Origin of the sequence: Nostoc sp. NMS8 (genome assembly GCF_017115045.1) — a bacterium.
Taxonomy (GTDB): Bacteria; Cyanobacteriota; Cyanobacteriia; order Cyanobacteriales; family Nostocaceae; genus Nostoc.
Window position 1 is genome coordinate 1 of the sequence record NZ_JABXKK010000098.1, and the last position, 21,212, is coordinate 21,212.

Here is a 21,212-nt window from a genome sequence, read left to right on the forward strand (position 1 = left end):
ACTATCTCTTTACATTACCGTAGTTTGTGGTTCAATTACCTGAAAATTGCTGTAACGCCTAGCTTTAGAGCCTGTTTAGTTCTTTTGTTCTAACAAAGTTGATATGCTCCCAGCCATAATTACGGGCAACCTCAATAAGCTAATAGACATTTCCAGAAATTAAAGATGCGTTACCCAGAACCCTTGTAGAGACGTAGCATTGCTACGTCTCTACATTCTTTTTTGGAGATGTCTAATGAGCATTCAAGTTGTATAGAACCCAATACGCTTAGATTTAGAATTTTTCTATCCCCTGATTCCCCTAGTTTTCCCCGATTGTTTCGTAATTTATAAAATATCGAACTGAGGTTATTCCATGATTCACCATATTTCAATTGCTGTTAAAAACCCTAACCACGTTGCCCAAGTTCTGGCAGAAATCTTAAAAGCACAAGCTGTTTCCTTCCCTCCTAACCCAGGAAGCTATATGGTTATACCTTTTGATGAATACGGTACAGCCATTGAACTTTATCCTTTAGGTTCTCAAATCGAACCTGGTGAAGGTGATGAAGAATGCGTATTTGTGCATACTGCTATTACTGCCAGGTATACAGATATTCATGCAGCTATCTCTGTATCTATTAGTCAGCAAGAAATTGAACAAATCGGTATTCGTGAAGGTTGGCGTGTAGTGCGCTGTAACCGCGATTCGTTCTTTGATGTGATTGAGTTCTGGGTAGAAAACAGATTAATGATTGAGTTGCTAACACCAGAAATGGTATCTAAATATTTAAATTTTGCCACCCAGCAAGAAAACCTCAAGTATTTTTTGACAGAACCAGCTTTAGCAACTACTTGATAAATGCAAGAATCCTATTTGATTTTTGAAAAAACTCTGGGGAGCATCTAGTTTTGGAAGATATACAAGTTCCAGGAAAATAAAAAAGTGTACATCATCAACCATGATCCCAGTTGAAGAAGAATTCAAAAGTCAGAATTCAGGAGCAGAGCCAGAGCCGCTCCTGAATTTTATTTAGCATATCTGTTTTATGAATAGTCAGTATATTTTCAGTGCGATCGCCCAACTACGTAAGCTGCGATCGGCAAGAAAACCCCAACAGTTAGTTGATTTAGATTATCTAATAACTTTTTTTAGTTAAACTTAAATTTTCTGTGATATATTGATGTAATCAAGAATACCCGTAATGTATATAATATTGTATTAGATTTTAAAACATTAATATTATGTCTAGTCAAGAACAAAATTCCAATAAAGCATTGAATCAAACACAAGCTAGCGGAACAAAGAAGAAGAAAATACAACCTCCCCCAGACATCAAAAAACCAAAGAAAACCGAATAAAAGCATCACGTAGCAACTCTTGGAGACGCTGCGCCCAGCAAGATCCCCAAAGGGGTACGCTCCTCAAAATTCAATACCAACCAACAAATGCCCGACTTATTTAATAAGTCGGGGATATTTTTGATTACAAATAACTCAGGATTGCTATAGAGACTTAGGTGCAATTAAGTCTCTAAAATTACCATCAAAAATCAATGAGCTTATTTATTTTTCGCTTGAGTCTTTGCCTGTTCTAAAGCTATTTCTTTGATTGCCTGATATGAATTAACATTTGAAGTACCTTCAATAGCTTTAACAGCTAAATCCTGAACTTGTTTGAGAGCGTATTCAAGTTGTTTAGAAAGATTTTGAATTCGCGTTTCTTGATTAGTAATAGTTTGTTCTAAAGATTGCAGTCTTTGTTCATAGAAACGCTTTTGCCCTTCCACTTCTTTAGAATATAAATCTGATTTTATTTTAGCTTGGTAGTGAGCAATACCTTTGCCCTCTTCGGTAGCTTTTTTAATGGCTGCTTCTTTATCTTTCGGAAAAGCCTCTACCTTAGCTTTTAACTCTTCAAATTGTTTCTCTCGTTCAGAAATCGCTTTCTCCCGTTCAGCCCATTGCTTTTCTGTCTCTTGTAGTAATTCTTCCAGTTGCTTATATAGCCTTTTCTGCTCTTGTTCGTATTCGTCATTTTGCAGTTGCCGCTGGAGTTCTAAATTATACTTATACTCCGAAGCATCGCGTTGTCGAGTTTTATTCAAGTTTTCATTCCGTTCTTTTATCGCCCGTTGCTGTTCCTCCTGTTCTTTTCCCCAAGCATTCCTTTGCTCTAGTATTTCTTGAAATAATACTTCAGAACGTCGGGTATATTCTTCCTCATAAGCTTTAGTATTATCTTCATAGGCTTGGATGAGAGTATCCAAGATATCATCAGAAATTTCTAAATTGTGCAACTGCCTTAATTGTTGATTTTCTTCTTCTAAAGTTCGCCTAATTTCTTCCAACTTAGAGGATTTTGTGGTTAGCTGTTCTGATAATTCATTAGCAGCACTGCCAAAACCTAATTGAATCTTCGCCAAGCTTTCAATTGTATTATTCATCTTTTGTTGGACACTAGAAAGCTGATTCATAGCTGTTTTTTGTTCTAATTTAGGCTGTTCTTTAGTTCCAGACTGGTTTTCTTTGCCAACTTGATCGAGTTCCGATTTCAGTGCTGCTTTTTCTTTTGCTAACTCCTCATACGCCTGAAGAATTTCTACTTTAGTATTCTTATCAGTCGGTTTTTTCCCCACCACAACAAACCTCCTCTTCAGGAATTAAAGATGATTAAGATGCTATAGACTCACAACTATTTAGGATTAGAATTACCAAAAGCCCTCATAGCTAAGTCTTGTGCTTGTTTTAATGCAGTTTGCAATTGAGCAGAAATACTTTCTATTTGCTCAGACTGTTTCTTAATAGTTTCTTCCAGAGATTGAATTTTTTGTTCATAGCTCTGTTTGTTAGATTCCCATTCTCTTTCAAATAAATCAGCCTCAATTTTAGATTTTTGGCTTGTTTCTTTAATTGCTTCTTCTCTAGCTTTCTTAACGGCTTCTTCCAATTCGTTAGGAAATGTAGTTACTTTTTGTGCATAATCTGCAAAGAGTGGTTGGCGTTCAGCAAATATTTTTTCTCGTTCTGCCCAATCTTTCTCTTTCTTTTGAGAATTTTCTTGTATTTCCCTTTGTTGTTGGCGCTTTATCGCTTCGTAGCTGTCTCTATTGAGTTTACGAGTAGTTTCTAACTTATACTGAGATTCTTCTTGTTCTTGCTGGCGATCTTTGGCTAATAACTCATTATATGCTTGGAGTTTTTCTTCATACTCTGCTTGATCTTTTTGCCATTCCTTGCGCCTAATTGTAATTTCTTTCTCTAGTGCTTCCCTTTTACTAATAGTATCTTGTTCGAGGATTTTTAATTTTTCTTGGTGTTCTTGACTTAAAACGTCTAGAGTATCCGCAACAACTCTGATCTGTTGCAGTTCTTGTAGGCGTTGAGTTTCAATTTCTATAGCTCGGTTCAATTCATCTAACTTAGAATTTTCTTGAGCTAATTTTTCAGATAATGCGTTAAGAATACTGCCAAACTCCAATTGTAAATCAGCTAAACCTTTGACAATACTATCAACTGTATATGCAGAAGCCGCTTGCAGAATCTCTTGACTTTTTGCCTTTTCTGCTTCCTCTTGTTTGGTTGCTATTTTAGATTCCAGCTTTTTTCTTTGGATAATAATTTGTTGAAATGCTTGCATTAGTTGTTGTTTGCTGTCCTTGACTCCAACTGTAGTCATCTTTCAACTCCCTTCAATAGGCAAATGATTTATTGGGTAGCAAGCCATACCAATGACTACCCTATGCAGACATCAGAGTAGCCTTTGAATCAACATTTTTAACGCAGTGGAAATACTGAAATGATCCACATCCGACACTTAAGTGGGTACGAATTTTCCATAGATGTGTCCTTTTGTTTTTCAGGTATAGTTTTCCCTTTGAGGTTTTATAGTATTTTTGTACTATGATAAATATACTTAAGCGAATCTCCTCTTGTCAAGACAAATTATTAGAAGCTTGTAGCCATAATGATTGACGATTAGGAGACTACTGTGGTGTATGTTACTTTTTGTAAAGAAAATCTAAAAAAATTAACCTTAGCAGAAGCGCGGTTACAGTAAGGCGAGATAATAGATTCAATAATCCTAATTGATACAAGCACAGTCCTAGACTTTTGTGATATCAATGTACACCACTGAATCGACCAAATATTCTGCTAGAACGGACATTGGACAAACCAGCCGTATTTTAGTAGTAGAAGATGAAGAATTAATCCAGGAAATGCTAGCTGTAGCTCTGGAAGAAGAAGGTTATGGGGTGATAACTGCCCCCGATGGGCGGTCTGCTATCGAGTATCTCAAAAGTTTTGAAACCAATTCAGGGGAACTCCCCTTCGATCTGGTCATTCTTGATTTGATGCTACCGCAAATCAACGGGCTAGATATTTGCCGTTTGCTGCGTCATCAAGGCAACCCAGTACCTATTTTAATCCTTAGTGCTAAGGGTAGTGAAACTGACCGGGTTTTGGGGTTAGAGGTGGGCGCTGATGACTATCTGACCAAACCCTTTAGTATGCGTGAATTAGTGGCTCGTTGTCGCGCTTTACTCCGCCGCCAACGCCTAAGTAATTTACCCCAAATACCAGTATTAAAATTTAAGGATGTCTCCTTGAATCCCCAAGAATGTCGCGTGCTGGTTCGCGGTCAAGAAGTGAGTCTTTCTCCCAAAGAGTTCCGCTTGCTGGAACTGTTTATGAGTTACGCCCGTCGGGTATGGTCACGCGAACAATTGCTCGATCAGGTTTGGGGGCCGGATTTCGTCGGCGATAGTAAAACTGTAGACGTTCATATTCGGTGGTTGCGCGAAAAATTAGAGCAAGACCCTAGCCATCCCGAATATATTGTGACTGTAAGAGGTTTTGGCTATAGGTTTGGATAATTAGTTGGGATAGTTGTTAGTTTTTAGTAGTCACCAAAAAACTAACAACTCAAATGCTTTTATTGGGATTTTTTCTGGGTTTAGCGGTAGGCATTGGGTTTTGGATTTGGCAACAGGTTCAACTTAACCGCTACCTGGGGCGCTTACTCCGACCGTTAACCTCCCATTCTCACAAAATGGGACTGCTGTTAATTCCTGGGTTGCGGCAAGAAATAGCGATGGTGAAGCAGCAACGGCAAGATTTACAGCAGTCGTTGCAAACTTACCAAGACCTGCTAGATTTTGCACCAGTGGGATATTTGCAAGTGGATGAGGAAAATCAACTGCTGTGGTGCAATCGACAGGCGCAGGAAATTTTGTATCTGCAAAGGTGGCAACCAGAACAGGTGCGCTTGTTATTGGAGTTAGTACGGTCTTATGAACTCGACCATTTAATTGAGCAAACTCGTGATTTGCAAAAACCACAGACGGGAGAATGGATATTTCATCCATCTTGTGATGATGCAGCAGAGATGGCAACAATCAAACCTCTGGCTTTGCGGGCTTCTAGCTTGCCTTTACCCAATGGACAAGTGGGAGTCTTTTTAGAAAATCGTCAACCCCTATTAGATATAAATCAAATACGCGATCGCTCTTTTTCTGATTTAGCACACGAACTGAGAACGCCGCTAACTTCGATTCGCTTAGTTGTAGAAACTTTACAAAACCGCTTAGAACCACCTTTAAATCGTTGGGTTAACCGTTTGATGCAGGAAGTCGATCGACTGATTAACTTAGTGCAAAGCTGGTTAGACCTTACCCAAATGGAAGCAAACCCAAATATCCAATTGCAAGCCAAAGCTGTAGAATTGCGATCGCTCATTACATCTGTTTGGGAAACTCTAGAACCCTTGGCAGGGCGTCAACATCTGTCTTTTTCTTATTCTGGCCCTGAAAATCTGTGGATTAAGGCAGATAAAGCCAGGATTTACCAAGTTTTTCTCAACTTGCTAGATAACAGCATTAAGTACAGTCCTTCTGATACAAGCATTCACGTCCAAGCAAAAATCCGCTCAACAGATAATAATGAGAGCGATGCTGTTTCCCAAATCTTGGAAATAAATCTGATTGATTCTGGAGTCGGGTTTTCCGAGGCAGATTTACCCCACGTTTTTGAGCGATTTTATCGAGGAGATAAAGCCCGAACCCATTCCCCCCAAGATAGTAACTCTATTGGGGCGATCGTTGGCAATGGATTAGGATTAGCGATCGTTGAGCAAATTCTGATCGCCCACGGTGGTTCAATCAAAGCGATGAACCATCCAGAAACCGGTGGTGCGTGGATGCAGATCCAATTTCCTGAAGTTATGGCAAACTCCCTAAGCCAAGACTATAGTTAGTAATATCTTCACCTTTGAGACAACAGGTGTGAAAGCCGTCGATTATACTCCCAATCCTCAAAGACCACAACTAGCACGCGCCATTAGGCGCTTAGAACGGGATGTATTACGCATGGGTGCTTTGGTAGAACAATCGTTTCGCCTCAGCCACCAAGCGTTATTTGCTCGTAACTTAACAGCAGCTGAAGAACTTCCCCGATTAGATAAAAAAATCGATCGCTTTTATCGTCAAATCGAGTCAGACTGTACGGCGATTATGACGCTGCAAGCGCCTACGGCTCCAGATTTGCGCTGTTTAAGTGCCTTTATGCAGTTGGTGCGAGACTTAGAGCGCATTGGTGATTATGCTGAGGATTTAGCTGAGATTGCGATTAAAATTTTTCCTTATGCGCCTCATACGTCAATGCCAGAAATTGAAGCTATGTCCCTTCACGCTCAGGCGATGCTAGCAACTAGTTTAAAGGCCTTGGGAGATTTCGATGAAGCCGGTGGACGCCGTTTAAAGCACCTAGATGATACTGTAGATGATGCCTACGATCGCGTTTATCAGACTTTAGCCCAACAACGAGATGTGCCTGGTGTTGTCGAGCCAATTATACTACTAGCACTGGCAATTCGTTGTCTGGAACGTATGGCAGATCATGCCACTAATATTGGTCAAAGGGTGGCATATATTGTTACTGGCCAACGTTCTTAATTGACGTGTCGGCCAGATCCGCGACTTCTTCAAGAAGTTGGGGTTCTGAATCCAGTGCCCTTACGGCGTGGTCTATTTACCTGAAAATAGCTGTAAAAAAAATAATTTAACTAAATATTTTACTAAAAGCTTACCTTTTCTTAAACTTGCACAATTAAAGTAACAAGTAAATAACTAAAAACTCCCGATCTATCTCACTGATAGATACACCAAATAAGAAGCTGTTGGTATCAGAATATTGGGACTTACTTTCTAGCTCTAATGGAGAAGAATAAACTTTCATATATACAGGTAGATTTTGATGCAAATTATTAGAGTTTCTTAATCATTAAAAATAGCAAGATTCCCTGATAATTGTGTAGTTACGGTTAATGATGTATTCCACAAGTCCTACTTCAAACTCTTCTGCCGTATCAAATAGTTCTGCATTCAGCGGACAATTACCCCAGCAGATATTTGCACGTCGGGAAGTAATTCCACCTCAAAATGATGTACTTTGGCGTATTGAGCATGGTGCAGTTCGTACCTTAACCTGGAGTGAAGATGGAACATTCATCACTCTTGGTTATTGGGGGCTAGGGGATCTGATTGGCTATCCTTTGTCTAGGGTCAAGCCTTACCAAATTGAATGCCTCACTGGCGTAGAAGTAAGCATTGTGCCACCTCATTTGTGGCATCAAGATATTAATGCTTTGTTGTCTCATATTCAACAGGCAGAGGATCTACTAAGTATTGTGCATCGCAAACCAATTTCGCTGCGTTTATGGCAGTTTTTGGTATGGTTAAGTGAAAAATTTGGACGTGATATAGATAAGGGCAAATTAATTGATTTAAATGTTACCCATCAAGATATTGCTGAAGTGTTAAATACTACACGAGTAACAGTTACCCGACTCCTACAACAGTTGGAGGAAGAAGGAACAGTCTTACGTCACAAACGCCGCATTATTTTGCGCTTACCAAATAAATTAATTAAAAATTATAGTTCAGCACTATATTAAATGACTTGTATTTCTCACAGGATAGAGGTATAATAGTCGCTGTGATTGTGTGTAAAATTCCTGAAAGTAAAGTGCTTTAAGCATTTTACCGTCATTGGATTAGTAGGTGTGAGTGAGAGTAGATAACATGACAAAACGATTCTGGAATCTTTTTAAGGTTAGTCCAGTTGTTCTAGCTGCTGCATTTTTTGCTGCGAATAGTGCTTTAGCTGCTGAAGTTAACGAAACAAATGTTTCCCAGTTATCTGAAGCTCAAGAGTCTAATAATATAGATCAAGTAACATCAGTTTCGCAATTTTCGGACGTGCAGCCCACAGATTGGGCATTCCAAGCTTTACAATCCTTGGTTGAGCGCTACGGCTGTATTGCAGGTTATCCCAACAGTACTTATCGTGGGAACCGTGCTTTGACCCGTTACGAGTTTGCCGCAGGTTTGAATGCCTGTTTAGATCGGGTTAACGAATTAATTGCAACAGCTACAGCCGATTTGGTCAGCAAACAAGATTTAGCTACTTTACAGCGCTTACAAGAAGAATATTCTGCTGAACTAGCAACTCTGCGCGGTCGTGTGGATGGTTTAGAAGCCCGTACTTCTGAATTGGAAGCTAATCAGTTCTCTACTACCACCAAGTTGGTTGGGGAAGCAATTTTCGACATTTCACAGGCTTTTGGTGATACTAGAGCGCTTCCTTCTGGTTCTGTATCCCCCCGAACCGACTTGAATTCCAACACAACTTTTGGGGATCGAGTTCGTTTGAACTTGTATAGCAGTTTCACTGGTAAAGACCAGTTACAAATTCGGTTAACTGCTGGGAATATTATCTCCAATGCTGGTGCGATCGGTAACGCTGGTGCAACTGGTACTGGTACTAACCAGACCCGCTTGGGCTATGATGTAGCCACTGCGGACAACAGTGTGAGCATAGATAAAATAAACTATGCTTTCAATTTTAGTGACGCAATACGTGTCAAGGTTGACGCCAGCGGTGGTGAGTTATGGGAGAATGCTTATAACTTCAACCCCGACTTTTCTAGTTCTGGTAGAGGTGCGATTTCTCGCTACGGACGTTTCAGCCCGATTTATCGCCAAGGTGCTAGTGGTGCTGGTTTGACAGTTAGCTTTAATCCTAATGGCCCTATAAGCTTGACAGGCGCTTATCTAGCTGGTAACGGTCTTACTAGTAGTGCCGCTAACCCTACAGATAATAATGGGCTGTTTGATGGTGACAATACCATTTTCGGTCAGTTATCTTTCAAACCCAGCAAAGCGTTCAATATCGGTTTCAGCTACGCCCGCACTTATCAAACTGCTCCCACTGCCGGTGGTGGACTATTCAAAGGTACAGGTAGTGCCTTTGCCAATATTCCTTTTGGCGCTGGTACTCGCACTGATTCCAATAACTACGGTGTAGAACTTAACTTCCAACCAAGTTCTAAGTTTACTCTTGGTGGTTGGGCTGGTTACACTGTTGCCGATGCTTTAGACGGTTCTGGAAGAGATGCAGATATTTTTTACTGGGCTGCTACTCTTGGTGTAAAAGACTTCGGTAGAGAAGGTAATCTCTTGGGTCTGATCTTCGGTCAACCACCCAAAGTCACCGGCGGCGGCGGTGGTGTTGTTAAGGAAGCTGGCACTACTTATCATGCAGAAGCCCTTTATCGGTTCCAGGTCAGCGATCATATTGCCGTTACCCCTGGGTTATTAGTAATCTTCAATCCAGAGAACAACAACGCTAACGACACTGAATATGTAGGTACTCTACGTACTACCTTCACCTTCTAAAATTGGGGATGAAGTATAAAACTGAAAATTAAATAAACAAAACCCCACGGAAAGGTGGGGTTTTGTTTAGGAAGAAAATTAGCTATATCGGATTATAATCTGGCTGATTGGGTATATCTTTTGGGGGGCGATCGCTACTCCAAGCCCACCATACAGAACCACAGTGACAGTAGTAGAACTCTTGCCATTTGCGACGACGGTCTTCTGTAAGTACAGGCGATCGCCGATTTAGCCAAACTTTTTCAGCTTCTAAGCTACTTGAGCGGCAGTTAGGACAGCAAAAATTGTATGCGTGTACTGCCTGATTTGTCCATTCAGGCGGGAGGGGAGCAAAAGCATCCATGTAGTTACAAGTGTAGTCTAAATTGCGATCCAAAACTTTGAGGTTTTGAATTGGGCGGCAAACCAATACTATAAAATTCCGCCACACGATCAAACTGCTTAATCAATATTTTTATGGCTTGATTTGAATCTATTCAAGACCGCGATCGCATCTCACAAGTCAAAGGTTAACACGAAAAGTTTATTTTTTACATAACTAGTTACTATGCACATTATGGCTAATAATTAAACTTATGGAGCCAAATGTTGAAATTCGCCGTTTGTTAGATGTGATGCCTGCTTCTGGTCGGATGACGACAAAACTTGTTAGTAAGCCAGAACAGGCAAAAGTGATTGACGCCTCTTTTCCCCAACCCTGGAATCAGGCGCGACCGATATATATTAATTTCGATTTGTGGCGTCGCTTGACAAAGGCGCAACGAGACTTGCTGCTATTGCAAATAGTTAGCTGGTTAACGGGGGTAAAGTGGTTTAAACCCGATATTTATCAAGGTGTGGTATTAGCCGGGTTGTTAGGCGGATTCTTGGAAGCAGCACAGTCAGACGTAGTGGGTGTAGCTGTAGCTGGGGGATTAAGTGCGATCGCAGCTTTTCGGATCTGGCGTACTAATAAATCTCAAGAGTCAGAGTTAAATGCCGATGCTGCTGCAATTAAAATAGCACAGAGACGCGGTTATTCGGAAGCTGAAGCAGCACAGCACCTATTATCTGCAATTGAAGCGGTAGCCAAAATTGAAGGGCGTGCCAGTTTCAATTTTACCGAGTTGATTCGTTGCCAAAATTTACGAGCGATCGCAGGTTTATCATCAGTGGGTATACCAGAAAGCTACGATAAGTAGAAATTGGCAAAAATTAAAGAATCAGGAGATTATTTGATACATTAATAAGTTTTACCTCAGATTGTAATAGCAATCTGTGGCAACATTTTTGAGCTAAATAAATTTCATTTTTAATTAACAATGTTAAACAAAAAATTATCGATGAAATGATGTTTTTTATGTCCTTTGACTAGCTTGCCACCACTGATAACTAGTTGCAAAGGGTGAAGCTACTCTACACTGGAATAAGAGAATGTGTATTTAACTTAACTTAGATGTTAGAGACTGAGGAGTTTATTGATACCTTCTCGGTGTTGGTTATGAAGTGCTTACCTCGTGTGGTAAAACTTAAGTTAAATTCTGTCAGTTACTAACGGAGTTGATGGGAATGGGTAACTTTATTATTTTTGCCTTGATAGTCGTTTACGGAGTCGGCGTTTTGAAATTCTGGAATGGGTTTGAGCGGACTAATTTTAATCCAGCCTTGAGTAATCGGATTCGTTTATCTTTGCTATGGCCAGCTTTGTTTATTACAAATCAATCCTATCGTCGAAACTTTAGAAAGGCGTTGAAGGCTAGGTCTTAGTATTAGGTGTATTAAGTCTAACATCATACGATTTTGACAGTTGACATATATCTTAATATAAATCTAACCTGCTAACCTCCCTTCCTTACTAAGGAAGAGAGGTTGGCTTGCTCCTTTTAGGAGGGAGAGGAACTAGGGAGGGATAAGTTCGTTAACCGTTGGAAAATATTTCCGCTGATGACTTTACGAATTATTTACCATTGGTTAATAGATGGATTGCTGCACCGACAGCGGCACCATCAACAGCATTGCCCAGGGTATCTCTGCTATCGCCAGTAACTACGCCTGTTACTGCGCTAGCCCCTGCACCGACTCCGATATCTTGAGCGGCGTTCCGGTGACGGCGACCGCGAGTGTTTCTCAGACCATTTGCGCCATTTACGGCTGCACCAGTCACACCACCCTTAACAGCATTGCCTAATACACCACCATTTCCCCTAACAGCTCCAGTGACAACATTGGTAACAGCACCAATACCTGCATCTCTCAGTACTTGGTCATCAGCAGCAGCGGGTTTTGCGGGAACTAAAGTTACACCAGCTAAACTTGCAGCCATAAGGCTGGGTAGAAGTGTGCGTTTTAGGATTTTATTCATTGTATTACCTTCTCAAAACATCAAACAATTGGCTAAAAACCAAAGTTACTGGAATCTGATAAAATCTGATTTTTTCATCTGAATAACAGCAACTCTTTATTGTTCGAGTACACATATATCATTGCATTTGCAAAGTCTAACTACATCCACTGAAAGCATGAATATAGATTCACTCTACAGAAGGCCTTGCTGATTTAGACATAGTAGGGATTACATATTGACAAAATAAATAAAATATGCAGTTGGGATTTTTCATTCCTACCAAGGGATTTTCCGTGAAAAAGCGCGTAGTGTTTACTCTATCTATCTCAAGATAGTTGGCAAAATAATTAAACTAACTCGTTGGGGTTAATACTTAACAAAGTTTGGGGGTTTAAGTCCCCTGCCTCTACGGGCAGAACGTTTTGTGTCGGGGTCTAAATCCCCGTCATAAAACGTAATTACGAATTACGAATTATTTAATTCTCTTAGTTTAGCAGTCAAGCGTTGCGTAGTCCTAGCCCGTCGTAGACATCGATCGCTCCCATCCTGTTTGTTGCAACTTACCCTGACTATCCCACCAGCACAACCAGGATAATTCTAGATTCTGATAGCGACCTTGCCAAATTCCTAATTCCATGTCCATCAGAATGCAACTTCTGCAAGATTGACTCAGTAGAATCTGTCAACAATAAGCGCTATCAATAATAAATTTTGATTTTAATTACGTATTTATTTGGTAGCATTACCTCAAAAAATTAAATAAGCTGATAAAAAGTCATTTAGAGTTCAAAAACGTGAATATCATTCAAAATATTAATGAAGCATCTACCTTTGCAACAGTAGGCGCAGGTTTAGCAATTGGAAGAACTGCTTACGGAATAGGTTTAGTAGGATTTGCCGGGACTGCTGTAGTTGCTGGATTAGCTATTTACGGGATGAGAAAGTCAGTTTTTGGATCACTAAGTTCGCTTTCAAATTGTTTTTAAATTGAGCAATCAGGGGAATTAAATTTAAAATCCCTATTTTGAAATACTTTTGGAGGAAAACGTAATGATATTAGATTTATATTTGCTTGGTAAAGAAATTGCCCAAGATGCTAGTAAATTATTCGACAACACACGCCATAACGGTAAACATTATTTGGGAGAAGCAGTTTTATGTGACAGCTATAATCGTGAGTGGAAAATAAAGGTTCGTCGCACAGGTAATCGTGGGCGCTACCTTAAAATTTATTCCTATCCAGATTACAAACAAAAGCTGAGAGCATCAGCAGATAAATACAAATCGTATTTACAAATTACTTCTGATGAATGGGAGGTTTTTTATCGGACAGCAGGAGGAGTAAACGATTCTCGCGCTAGGGCTATTTTAGACAAGTTAGTAGGAATTTAGGACTATAAACCGAGTTTTCAGAAAAATCCGGTTTATAAACACGAGTGTCATAAGGACAAATGTAAATACAATTAAAGACGAAGCTCTTATTTTTAAGAATCTGTTGATAGCCAATTCTCCAAGCTTAGTCCTTCAACTCGCAGCAAGTCAGAGTCATTAGAAACCAAAATTAAACCACGTGTGATCGCTGTAGCCGCTATCAATACATCAGCCTCTTGTATTTTCCTACCCTTTCTTTTTAATTCTGCATGAATTTCGCAGGATTTTTCTATAATTTCTAAATCATCTAAAAATAAAATTCTATAAATTCCACAGAATTTATTTAAATCAGATATCTGTCTGGTTGCATTTGCATAAAGCAATCCTCTTTTTGATTCAAAATAGGTTATACAACTTATAAATACATCTTCTCCCAGAAAACGCAACTCCTCCAGCTTACTATTTACCTTTTGATTCTTCTTCAAAATAGCCGTTAATATATTCGTGTCGAGAAGATAGCCCATTTATTTATTCCTACCTCCTTTCTACTGCGGCATCAAACATCTCTATTTGCTCTGGTGTTAAATCATTTAATGTCCCCGAAACTGCCTCTATTACTAAAATACTATCAATTCTGTTTGTTAACTCACCATCAGAAAGAGCATTTATAAATTCCGGTGAAAACTTATCCAACAAATTAACTAAATGTTGAATAATTTCCTGTTTATCTAATCTTTCTTGATAGAGACTATTATTTTGAATTAACTTATCGACGATTTTTGATAACCGTGCGATCGCTATATCTCTTTTACCCGAAACTTCCTGCATAACTTCTTCTAAATTCTTTAAGTGATTTATTCAATTATAGTTAATCTTCCTCAGTGCCCCCTCCATGTAAAAAAAGGCGGGCTAGATGCCCACCCCACAAAATTTTGAGAATATTCTGTTGCTATTAACCCAACAATGCCTTTGCTTTAGCTAATACATTATCAACTGTGAAACCAAATTTCTCTAGGAGAACATTACCAGGAGCGGAAGCACCAAAGCGATCGATACTAACAGTATCGCCTTCAGTACCAACGTACTTGTGCCAACCGAAACTACTAGCTGCTTCTACAGACAAACGCTTGGTGACAGCTTTCGGCAGAACGGACTCTTTATAAGCTGCATCTTGTGCGTCAAACAAATCCCATGCGGGTAGTGAGACAACACGGACTTTCTTGCCTTCAGCTTTGAGTTTTTCGGCTGCGGTGACGGCGAGGCTCAATTCGGAACCAGTGCCAATCAGGATGATATCAGGCGTACCTTCGCTATCTACCACGGTGTATCCACCCTTAGCCACGTCCTCAACCGATGTACCTGCCAAATTGGGGACATTTTGACGAGTGAACGCTAATAGGGTAGGAGCGTTTTGGCTTGCCCTTTCAATTGCTATTTTGTAAGCCCCAGAGCTTTCGTTTCCGTCTGCGGGACGAATTACTGTCAGGTTAGGAATAGCACGTAGGGAGGCGATGGTTTCAATTGGTTGGTGTGTTGGCCCGTCTTCACCTTGTCCAATTGAGTCGTGGGTTGTTACCCAAATCACGCCAGCGCGGGAGAGGGCAGATAAGCGGATGGCAGCACGCTGATAGTCGGTGAAGATTAAAAAGGTGGCTGCATAGGGAATCAACCCCGAACCATGTCGGGCTATGCCATTAGCGATCGCGCCCATACCATGTTCCCGGACACCAAAGTGGATGTTACGGTTTTGGTATTCTCCTTTTTGGAAATCACCGATACCTTTGAGTTCGGTTAAGTTGGAGTGGGTTAAGTCAGCCGATCCACCAATTAGCCCAGGGACAACAGCCGCTAGTTTGTTCAGAGAAATTTCTGAGTGTTTACGGGTGGGTACTCCCTTGTCTTCGGGGGTGTAGGTTGGTAGTACTTTATCCCAACCGTCGGCTAGTTTGCCACTAATGTAATTTTCAAATTCAGCTGCTTCTTGGGCATACTTCGCTTTGTAGTCGGCGTATGTTTTATTCCACTCAGTTTCGTAATTAGCACCGCGCTCAACTGCTTTGCGGAAGTGATTCAGGGCTGCTTCTGGAACTTCAAAAGGCTCGTATTCCCAACCCAAATTTTTCCGAGTTAAGGCAACTTCGTCTGTACCAAGGGCTGCACCGTGAACACCAGCTGTGTTTGCTTTGTTGGGGGAACCGAAACCGATGGTGGTTGTCACCTTAATCAAAGTTGGCTTATCGGTGACAGCTTTTGCTTCAGCGATCGCTTTTTCAATTCCGGCTAAATCGGTATTGCCATCTTGGACATGGAGGACGTGCCAGCCATAAGCTTCAAAGCGCTTGGAAACATCTTCGGTGAATGATACATCTGTAGAACCATCGATCGAGATGTGGTTGTCGTCGTACAGAGCAATTAGTTTACCTAATCCCAAGTGTCCCGCAAAAGAAGCAGCTTCACCAGAAACGCCTTCCATGTTACAACCATCACCCACGATTACGTAAGTATAGTGGTCAACAATTTTAGCATCGGGTTTGTTGAACTTAGCAGCCAGATGAGCTTCGGCGATCGCTAAACCGACTGCATTGGCAATTCCCTGACCCAAGGGGCCCGTTGTGACTTCCACACCTTCTGTTTCAAAGTTTTCTGGGTGTCCAGGAGTTCTAGAACCCCATTGACGGAATTGCTTAATATCTTCAATGTTTACACTGTCGTAGCCTGTCAAGTAGAGCAGGGCGTACTGCAACATTGAGCCATGACCGGCAGACAAGACAAAGCGATCGCGGTTAAACCATTTGGGATTCTTGGGATTAAAGCGTAAAAAGCGATCCCAAAGTACAAAAGCAAACGGAGCCGCGCCCATTGGTAGTCCTGGGTGTCCCGATTTTGCCTTTTCTACGGCATCAATAGCCAAGAAGCGGATCGAGTTAATAGCCAGTTCTTCGACGGACAATTCTTTGGCGGATTGGGTTGCAACAGTCATAATCTCTTGTTTTTAGCGACGGGTTAGGACTCTTCGTAGATTCTTTTGCTGGGGTAATTTTAGATTCCCCACACTATCTTCATCATCCCACTCCCGCTTGTGGATGGACAAGCGGGATCTCCTGAGTTTGTGGTGATAAATCAAGCTGATAATTGGGTCATGCTGAACGCTTACTTTATATCCGAATGTTCTGATACTTTGGGCATTGGGCATTTGAAAGAGGCAGAGGGGCAGGGTGCGGGGGGCAGAGGGGAAAACTCTCCTCCCTTGCTCCCTGCTCCCTTGCTTCTTCCCCTGCCTTCTGCCTCCTGACTCCTTTTAAACGTATTTCTTAAAAGCCAATGTGACATTATGACCACCAAACCCGAAAGAATTGGATATTGCTACCTCAACTTTTTGAGCGCGGCTAGAGTGAGGCACGTAATCTAAGTCACACTCTGGATCGAGATTTTCCAGATTGATTGTCGGGGGAATTTGGTCATTAGCGATCGCGAGTACTGTTGCTACTGCTTCAATCCCGCCAGAACCGCCCAATAGATGACCTGTCATCGATTTGGTGGAACTAATTGCCACCTTATAAGCATGTTCTCCCAAGGCTTTTTTGATTGCTGAGGTTTCAGTTGAATCATTAGCTGGGGTACTAGTGCCGTGGGCGTTAATATAGCTAATCTGTTCGGGAGTTATGCCGGCATCCTTGAGGGCTAGTTCGATGGCTCTAGCCGCTCCGAGTCCACCGGGTACAGGGGAGGTGATATGGTAGGCGTCACAGGTCATGCCATAGCCGATCATTTCAGCATAAATGTGAGCGCCGCGACTGATGGCGTGTTGTAGTTCTTCTAGAATTAAAATTCCTGAACCTTCACCTAAGACAAATCCGTTGCGATCGCGGTCAAAGGGACGGCAAGCATGGGCTGGATCGTCATTGCTAAAAGAGAGTGCCTTGCAGGCGGCGAACCCAGCTATCGACAATGGTGTGACAGCTGCCTCTGTTCCCCCGCAAATCATCGCTTGGGCATATCCCCCTTGAATTAAGCGAAAAGCGTCTCCAATGGCGTTGGAGCCAGCAGCACAAGCAGTTACGGGGCAGGAGTTTGGCCCTTTCGCACCCGTGTGAATTGCCGTTAATCCTGCGGCCATATTGGCGATCATCATCGGGATCATGAATGGACTACAGCGATCGGGGCCACGGTTGAGGTAGATAGTTTGCTGGTCTTCTAATACCTTAATGCCACCAACGCCAGAACCGATCATGACACCGACCTGCTCTGCATTCAGGTCATTGATCACAAACTCCGCGTTAGATAGAGCCTGTTGTGCTGCCGCAACCCCAAACTGGGAAAACCGATCCATGCGCTTGGCTTCTTTACGCTCCAAGTAATCATGCGGATCGAAGTTTTTCACCTCACCAGCAATCCGGCAATCATGGCGAGACGCATCAAATAATGTGATGTAGTCAATGCCATTGCGTCCACTTAATAATCCATCCCAATATTCTGTTGCTGTGTTACCTATAGGTGTAATCGCGCCAACACCAGTTACAACAACGCGTTTACGTGTATGATCTGTCATGATTCAGTTAAAAATGGCGAAAAAGCAGCAGGCAAAAAATTAGAGGCTAGCGACTAGGTACTGGTGAGCCAGCACGGTCTTAAAGGTTTCCTTTATGAACGACTGGCGTCGGATTTCCAGACTTAGAGCGACTGGCATTAGCTACGTTAAGAGCGTTATCCAAAGGTGACTAGGTACGGGGAAAAATCTTCCCAATCCCCATTACCCCTTATCCCCAGAGGGGGCCCCACCTTCCCCAATCCCTAATCCCCAATTAAGCTGATGCGGTAACTTTGTTATTAATGTAATCTACTGCGTCTTGAACCGATGTAATCTGCTCGGCAGCTTCGTCGGGAATTTCGATTTCAAATTCTTCTTCCAAGGCCATCACCAACTCAACAATATCCAGGGAATCTGCTCCCAGGTCTTCCATGAACTTGGCTTGTGGTGTGACTTTATCAGGGGGTTCAACACTCAATTGTTCGACGACGATTTTCTTGACCTTTTCAAAAAGTTCCACTTGGCTCATAAATAAAAGTCCTTAACCACTTGCTACGATCTACTCTTTAGAGGAGATATTGTTTTTAGCATATACATCTTATCGTCAAGCGCGATCGCCCGTATACTGTCAAGAGTTTTTCTGTGAGAAAACCTCTGCCATTCCTAAAATAAACAGGGGTAAGCTTTCTGGAAAAATTTGGCAGTGGAGCAGGCTACGCCATCACCGATACTGTGTAAATACTTTGTTTTTCCAATTATTGCTAAAATTTTTTACAATGTCTCGATCGGTATTTACAGCCTTGCTAGCAATCAGAATATGGCGATGCTACAGCTTTTAACCTAGATGGTTAAAGGGTTGCTAAACGTCAAACATCAGAACTTTAATGCTAACAAGGGATGATAAAACAGTTATTGTTTAGAGCGATCGCTCTAACCCAAGCATACTTCTATGGTATCTCAGAGACTCAAATACGCTTACTTCCCTGGTTGTGTTGCCCAAGGGGCCTGTCGGGAACTTTACCAGTCAACCCAAGCGCTTACCCAAGCACTGGGTATTGAATTGGTTGAACTTAAAAAAGCTGCTTGCTGCGGTTCCGGCATATTTAAAGAAGATTCCCAACTACTAGAAGATACAGTCAACGCCAGAAATATCGCTTTAGCAGAAGAATTAAATCTGCCCTTACTTACCCATTGCAGCACTTGTCAAGGTGTCATTGGTCATGTGAATGAACACCTAAAGGAATGCCAAACAACTAATCCTGCCTACATTGAACAAGTTAATGGCTTACTGCATAAAGAAGGTTGTTCGCCTTATCGCGGTAGTACTGACGTTAAACATCTTCTTTATGCCTTAGTAACAGATTACGGTTTAGAGGAAATTACCAAACGAGTCACCCAGAAGTTAAGTGGATTAAAATGTGCGGCTTTTTATGGCTGTTATCTCCTCCGCGCCCAAAAATCTATGCCTTATGACGACCCCTTCCAACCAGAAGCAATGGAAAATGTATTTCGGGCGGTGGGTGCAACACCTATTTATTACCGAGGTCGGACACAATGTTGTGGTTGGCCGCTTTCTAGTTATGCCACTACCCAATCTTTCAAAATGGCGGGGATGCATATTCAGGATGCTTTAACATCTGGTGCTGACTGTATAGTTACGCCTTGTCCTCTGTGCCACTTAAATTTAGATTCCCGTCAGCCAGAGGTAGAAAAGGTGATTGGACAGAAGCTAGGTTTACCAGTGTTGCATTTACCCCAGTTGATTGCTTTAGCACTTGGGGTTAGTCCAAAAGAACTGGGTTTAGAACGTCATGTTGTCTCCACAAAGCCAGTGTTGGAAAAATTAGGACTTTAATTTATTGGTGGTGGCATACGATTAACAATTCAAAATTAAAGACATTTCAGATGGGAATTTAAACCCCGACTGAAATGGGTGCTACATGTAGATTGCAGGTTCTTAAACCCTTTAATTTACGATAAAAAGATTCCCGATTTCTTGAAGAAATCGGGAATCTGAGCTTTGTACTTCATGCAAAAGAAAACTGCTATATCATTTTAATCATTGCTATTTTTGAATTTACGTTGCAATTGTTTCAGCGATTGATAGATATCTGGCAGGCGACTATAAATAGCAGATGCTCTGAGATATTTTTTGTGAGCAATGGCTGGAGTTCCAGAGACAGTTTCTCCCGGTGCAACATCGTGTAAAACGCCAGCCTGAGCCGATGCGATCGCACCATCACCCATTTTCGCTTGATTGGCAATTCCTACTTGCCCAGCTAAGATTACCCGATTCCCAAGTTTGACAGCGCCAGCCATACCAGCCTGACCGGCGATCGCACAGCCAGAACCGATTTGGCAACCATGACCTATTTGGACTAAGTTATCAATGACTGTACTGCTACCGATGCGTGTTTCTCCAACGGCTGGGCGGTCAATGGCAGTATTGCAGCCAACTTCGACGCTATCTTCTAGAACTGTGTAGCCAGATTGTTGCATTTTGAACCAACCAGTCCGGGTAGGAACAAAACCAAAGCCTTCTGCACCGATGACAGCACCACTGTGAATGACGCAATCGGCACCGATGCGGGTGCGTTCGTGGATGGTACAGTTGGCGTGTAAGATGGTGCGATCGCCGATTTTGGCATCTGGATAAATCACCACATTAGGATGAATTATTGCACCATTACCAATTTCTACCCCTTGTTGAATCACAGCATGGGGGCCAATATAAACATCACTGCCAACTTTGGCCGTAGAGTGAATTACAGCGGTGGGATGAATTTCTGGAATGGGGCGATATGGTTGGTAAAAAAGAGCGATCGCTTTGGCAAATAACAGTCGCGGATCTGAGGTTGCTATCCAGAGAATACCGCTCTCGTTTGCAAGCACCTGCAAATTTTCGTCCTGGGGCAAAATTAAAGCAGTAGCATTGGTTTTGCTGATAAAAGACCCAAATTTTGCCCCTTCAACGTAGCTGATAGTACCGTTGGTAGCTTCATCAATAGCTGCTACCCCTGTAATCTCTGGGTCACGGTCTGAGTCGTTAGTCAGGCTATGATGGGTAGCCGTGTCACCAAATTGGCGGAGGATTTCGCTGAACTTCATTGTTGGGTGTATTCAAAATTGATCTACGATAGCAAGATCATTCTATTCTCCCTCTTTATGCTCCAATACATAGACCCTTCCTAACCGAAAATCGGCGGGAATCCCATCCCAACAAGAGGGGTGTCCGGGATAGCCGCCTGCCGATTTAGTCATTGGTGCTAATGAC

General features: G+C 41.8%; 22 protein-coding genes. 11 read left to right on the plus strand and 11 right to left on the minus strand.

What is annotated here, in order from left to right:
- Window positions 1-355 precede the first annotated feature (355 nt).
- Complete coding sequence (locus tag HWQ39_RS22930) at window positions 356-838, plus strand: hypothetical protein (protein ID WP_292849960.1); 483 nt, start codon at window positions 356-358, stop codon at window positions 836-838.
- 703 nt (window positions 839-1,541) lie between these two features.
- Here the strand turns inward: HWQ39_RS22930 and HWQ39_RS22935 are convergent.
- Both HWQ39_RS22935 and HWQ39_RS22940 read right to left on the minus strand, forming a co-directional pair.
- Window positions 1,542-2,621: a hypothetical protein gene (locus HWQ39_RS22935; RefSeq protein WP_292849962.1), complete on the minus strand. Its 1,080-nt coding sequence runs from the start codon at window positions 2,619-2,621 to the stop codon at window positions 1,542-1,544.
- 53 nt (window positions 2,622-2,674) lie between these two features.
- Entirely contained in the window at window positions 2,675-3,658 is a 984-nt protein-coding gene (locus tag HWQ39_RS22940; RefSeq protein WP_292849964.1) for a hypothetical protein, read from the minus strand.
- Window positions 3,659-4,103: 445 nt separating this feature from the next.
- Between HWQ39_RS22940 and HWQ39_RS22945 the strand changes: the two genes are divergently transcribed.
- The 5 genes from HWQ39_RS22945 to HWQ39_RS22965 all read left to right on the plus strand — a co-directional run bounded on the left by HWQ39_RS22945 (window position 4,104) and on the right by HWQ39_RS22965 (window position 9,716).
- Entirely contained in the window at window positions 4,104-4,856 is a 753-nt protein-coding gene (locus HWQ39_RS22945) for a response regulator transcription factor (RefSeq protein ID WP_292849966.1), read from the plus strand.
- 53 nt (window positions 4,857-4,909) lie between these two features.
- A complete protein-coding gene (locus tag HWQ39_RS22950) occupies window positions 4,910-6,235 on the plus strand; it encodes an ATP-binding protein (protein WP_292849968.1) in 1,326 nt (441 codons plus the stop codon).
- A 28-nt stretch (window positions 6,236-6,263) separates the two neighbouring features.
- Window positions 6,264-6,932 (plus strand): phosphate signaling complex protein PhoU, encoded by a 669-nt coding sequence (gene phoU / locus HWQ39_RS22955; protein WP_292849970.1) that lies wholly within the window; start codon window positions 6,264-6,266, stop codon window positions 6,930-6,932.
- Window positions 6,933-7,303: 371 nt separating this feature from the next.
- Complete coding sequence (locus tag HWQ39_RS22960) at window positions 7,304-7,933, plus strand: Crp/Fnr family transcriptional regulator (RefSeq protein WP_292849972.1); 630 nt, start codon at window positions 7,304-7,306, stop codon at window positions 7,931-7,933.
- A gap of 127 nt (window positions 7,934-8,060) precedes the next feature.
- Window positions 8,061-9,716 carry an iron uptake porin gene (locus HWQ39_RS22965; protein WP_292849974.1) on the plus strand — a complete coding sequence of 552 codons (1,656 nt, stop codon included), beginning with the start codon at window positions 8,061-8,063 and terminating at the stop codon, window positions 9,714-9,716.
- 82 nt (window positions 9,717-9,798) lie between these two features.
- Here HWQ39_RS22965 and HWQ39_RS22970 read toward each other — a convergent pair whose 3' ends face one another.
- Window positions 9,799-10,059: a hypothetical protein gene (locus tag HWQ39_RS22970; protein WP_292850760.1), complete on the minus strand. Its 261-nt coding sequence runs from the start codon at window positions 10,057-10,059 to the stop codon at window positions 9,799-9,801.
- 232 nt (window positions 10,060-10,291) lie between these two features.
- Between HWQ39_RS22970 and HWQ39_RS22975 the strand changes: the two genes are divergently transcribed.
- Together HWQ39_RS22975 and HWQ39_RS22980 are read left to right on the plus strand one after the other, a co-directional pair.
- The gene (locus tag HWQ39_RS22975; protein WP_292849976.1) at window positions 10,292-10,897 is read left to right on the plus strand and encodes a DUF3318 domain-containing protein; all 606 of its coding nucleotides are present in this window, start codon (window positions 10,292-10,294) and stop codon (window positions 10,895-10,897) included.
- Window positions 10,898-11,264: 367 nt separating this feature from the next.
- Window positions 11,265-11,462 carry a hypothetical protein gene (locus tag HWQ39_RS22980; RefSeq protein WP_292849978.1) on the plus strand — a complete coding sequence of 66 codons (198 nt, stop codon included), beginning with the start codon at window positions 11,265-11,267 and terminating at the stop codon, window positions 11,460-11,462.
- Between the two features lie 190 nt (window positions 11,463-11,652).
- On the opposite strand, the gene HWQ39_RS22985 is transcribed toward HWQ39_RS22980, so the two are convergent.
- Complete coding sequence (locus tag HWQ39_RS22985; protein WP_292849980.1) at window positions 11,653-12,057, minus strand: hypothetical protein; 405 nt, start codon at window positions 12,055-12,057, stop codon at window positions 11,653-11,655.
- A 496-nt stretch (window positions 12,058-12,553) separates the two neighbouring features.
- Complete coding sequence (locus HWQ39_RS22990; RefSeq protein WP_292850814.1) at window positions 12,554-12,676, minus strand: hypothetical protein; 123 nt, start codon at window positions 12,674-12,676, stop codon at window positions 12,554-12,556.
- A gap of 157 nt (window positions 12,677-12,833) precedes the next feature.
- On the opposite strand from HWQ39_RS22990, the gene HWQ39_RS22995 reads away from it, so the two are divergent.
- Both HWQ39_RS22995 and HWQ39_RS23000 read left to right on the plus strand, forming a co-directional pair.
- Window positions 12,834-13,025, plus strand: a complete 192-nt coding sequence (locus HWQ39_RS22995; RefSeq protein ID WP_292849982.1) for a hypothetical protein — start codon at window positions 12,834-12,836, stop codon at window positions 13,023-13,025.
- A 64-nt stretch (window positions 13,026-13,089) separates the two neighbouring features.
- Complete coding sequence (locus HWQ39_RS23000) at window positions 13,090-13,431, plus strand: hypothetical protein (protein WP_292849984.1); 342 nt, start codon at window positions 13,090-13,092, stop codon at window positions 13,429-13,431.
- Window positions 13,432-13,523: 92 nt separating this feature from the next.
- On the opposite strand, the gene HWQ39_RS23005 is transcribed toward HWQ39_RS23000, so the two are convergent.
- The 5 genes from HWQ39_RS23005 to acpP form a co-directional block, all read right to left on the minus strand.
- The gene (locus HWQ39_RS23005; RefSeq protein ID WP_292849986.1) at window positions 13,524-13,934 is read right to left on the minus strand and encodes a type II toxin-antitoxin system VapC family toxin; all 411 of its coding nucleotides are present in this window, start codon (window positions 13,932-13,934) and stop codon (window positions 13,524-13,526) included.
- Window positions 13,935-13,944: 10 nt separating this feature from the next.
- Window positions 13,945-14,238, minus strand: coding sequence for a hypothetical protein (locus tag HWQ39_RS23010; RefSeq protein WP_292849988.1), 294 nt, complete (start codon window positions 14,236-14,238; stop codon window positions 13,945-13,947).
- 124 nt (window positions 14,239-14,362) lie between these two features.
- Window positions 14,363-16,390, minus strand: a complete 2,028-nt coding sequence (gene tkt / locus HWQ39_RS23015) for a transketolase (RefSeq protein WP_292849990.1) — start codon at window positions 16,388-16,390, stop codon at window positions 14,363-14,365.
- 318 nt (window positions 16,391-16,708) lie between these two features.
- Window positions 16,709-17,959 (minus strand): beta-ketoacyl-ACP synthase II, encoded by a 1,251-nt coding sequence (gene fabF / locus HWQ39_RS23020; RefSeq protein WP_292849992.1) that lies wholly within the window; start codon window positions 17,957-17,959, stop codon window positions 16,709-16,711.
- A gap of 253 nt (window positions 17,960-18,212) precedes the next feature.
- Window positions 18,213-18,467 carry an acyl carrier protein gene (acpP, locus tag HWQ39_RS23025; protein WP_292849994.1) on the minus strand — a complete coding sequence of 85 codons (255 nt, stop codon included), beginning with the start codon at window positions 18,465-18,467 and terminating at the stop codon, window positions 18,213-18,215.
- A gap of 420 nt (window positions 18,468-18,887) precedes the next feature.
- On the opposite strand from acpP, the gene HWQ39_RS23030 reads away from it, so the two are divergent.
- Window positions 18,888-19,793: a CoB--CoM heterodisulfide reductase iron-sulfur subunit B family protein gene (locus HWQ39_RS23030; protein WP_292849997.1), complete on the plus strand. Its 906-nt coding sequence runs from the start codon at window positions 18,888-18,890 to the stop codon at window positions 19,791-19,793.
- 200 nt (window positions 19,794-19,993) lie between these two features.
- Here the strand turns inward: HWQ39_RS23030 and lpxD are convergent, their stop codons facing one another.
- Window positions 19,994-21,046 carry a UDP-3-O-(3-hydroxymyristoyl)glucosamine N-acyltransferase gene (gene lpxD, locus HWQ39_RS23035; protein WP_292850000.1) on the minus strand — a complete coding sequence of 351 codons (1,053 nt, stop codon included), beginning with the start codon at window positions 21,044-21,046 and terminating at the stop codon, window positions 19,994-19,996.
- Window positions 21,047-21,212: the final 166 nt, after the last annotated feature.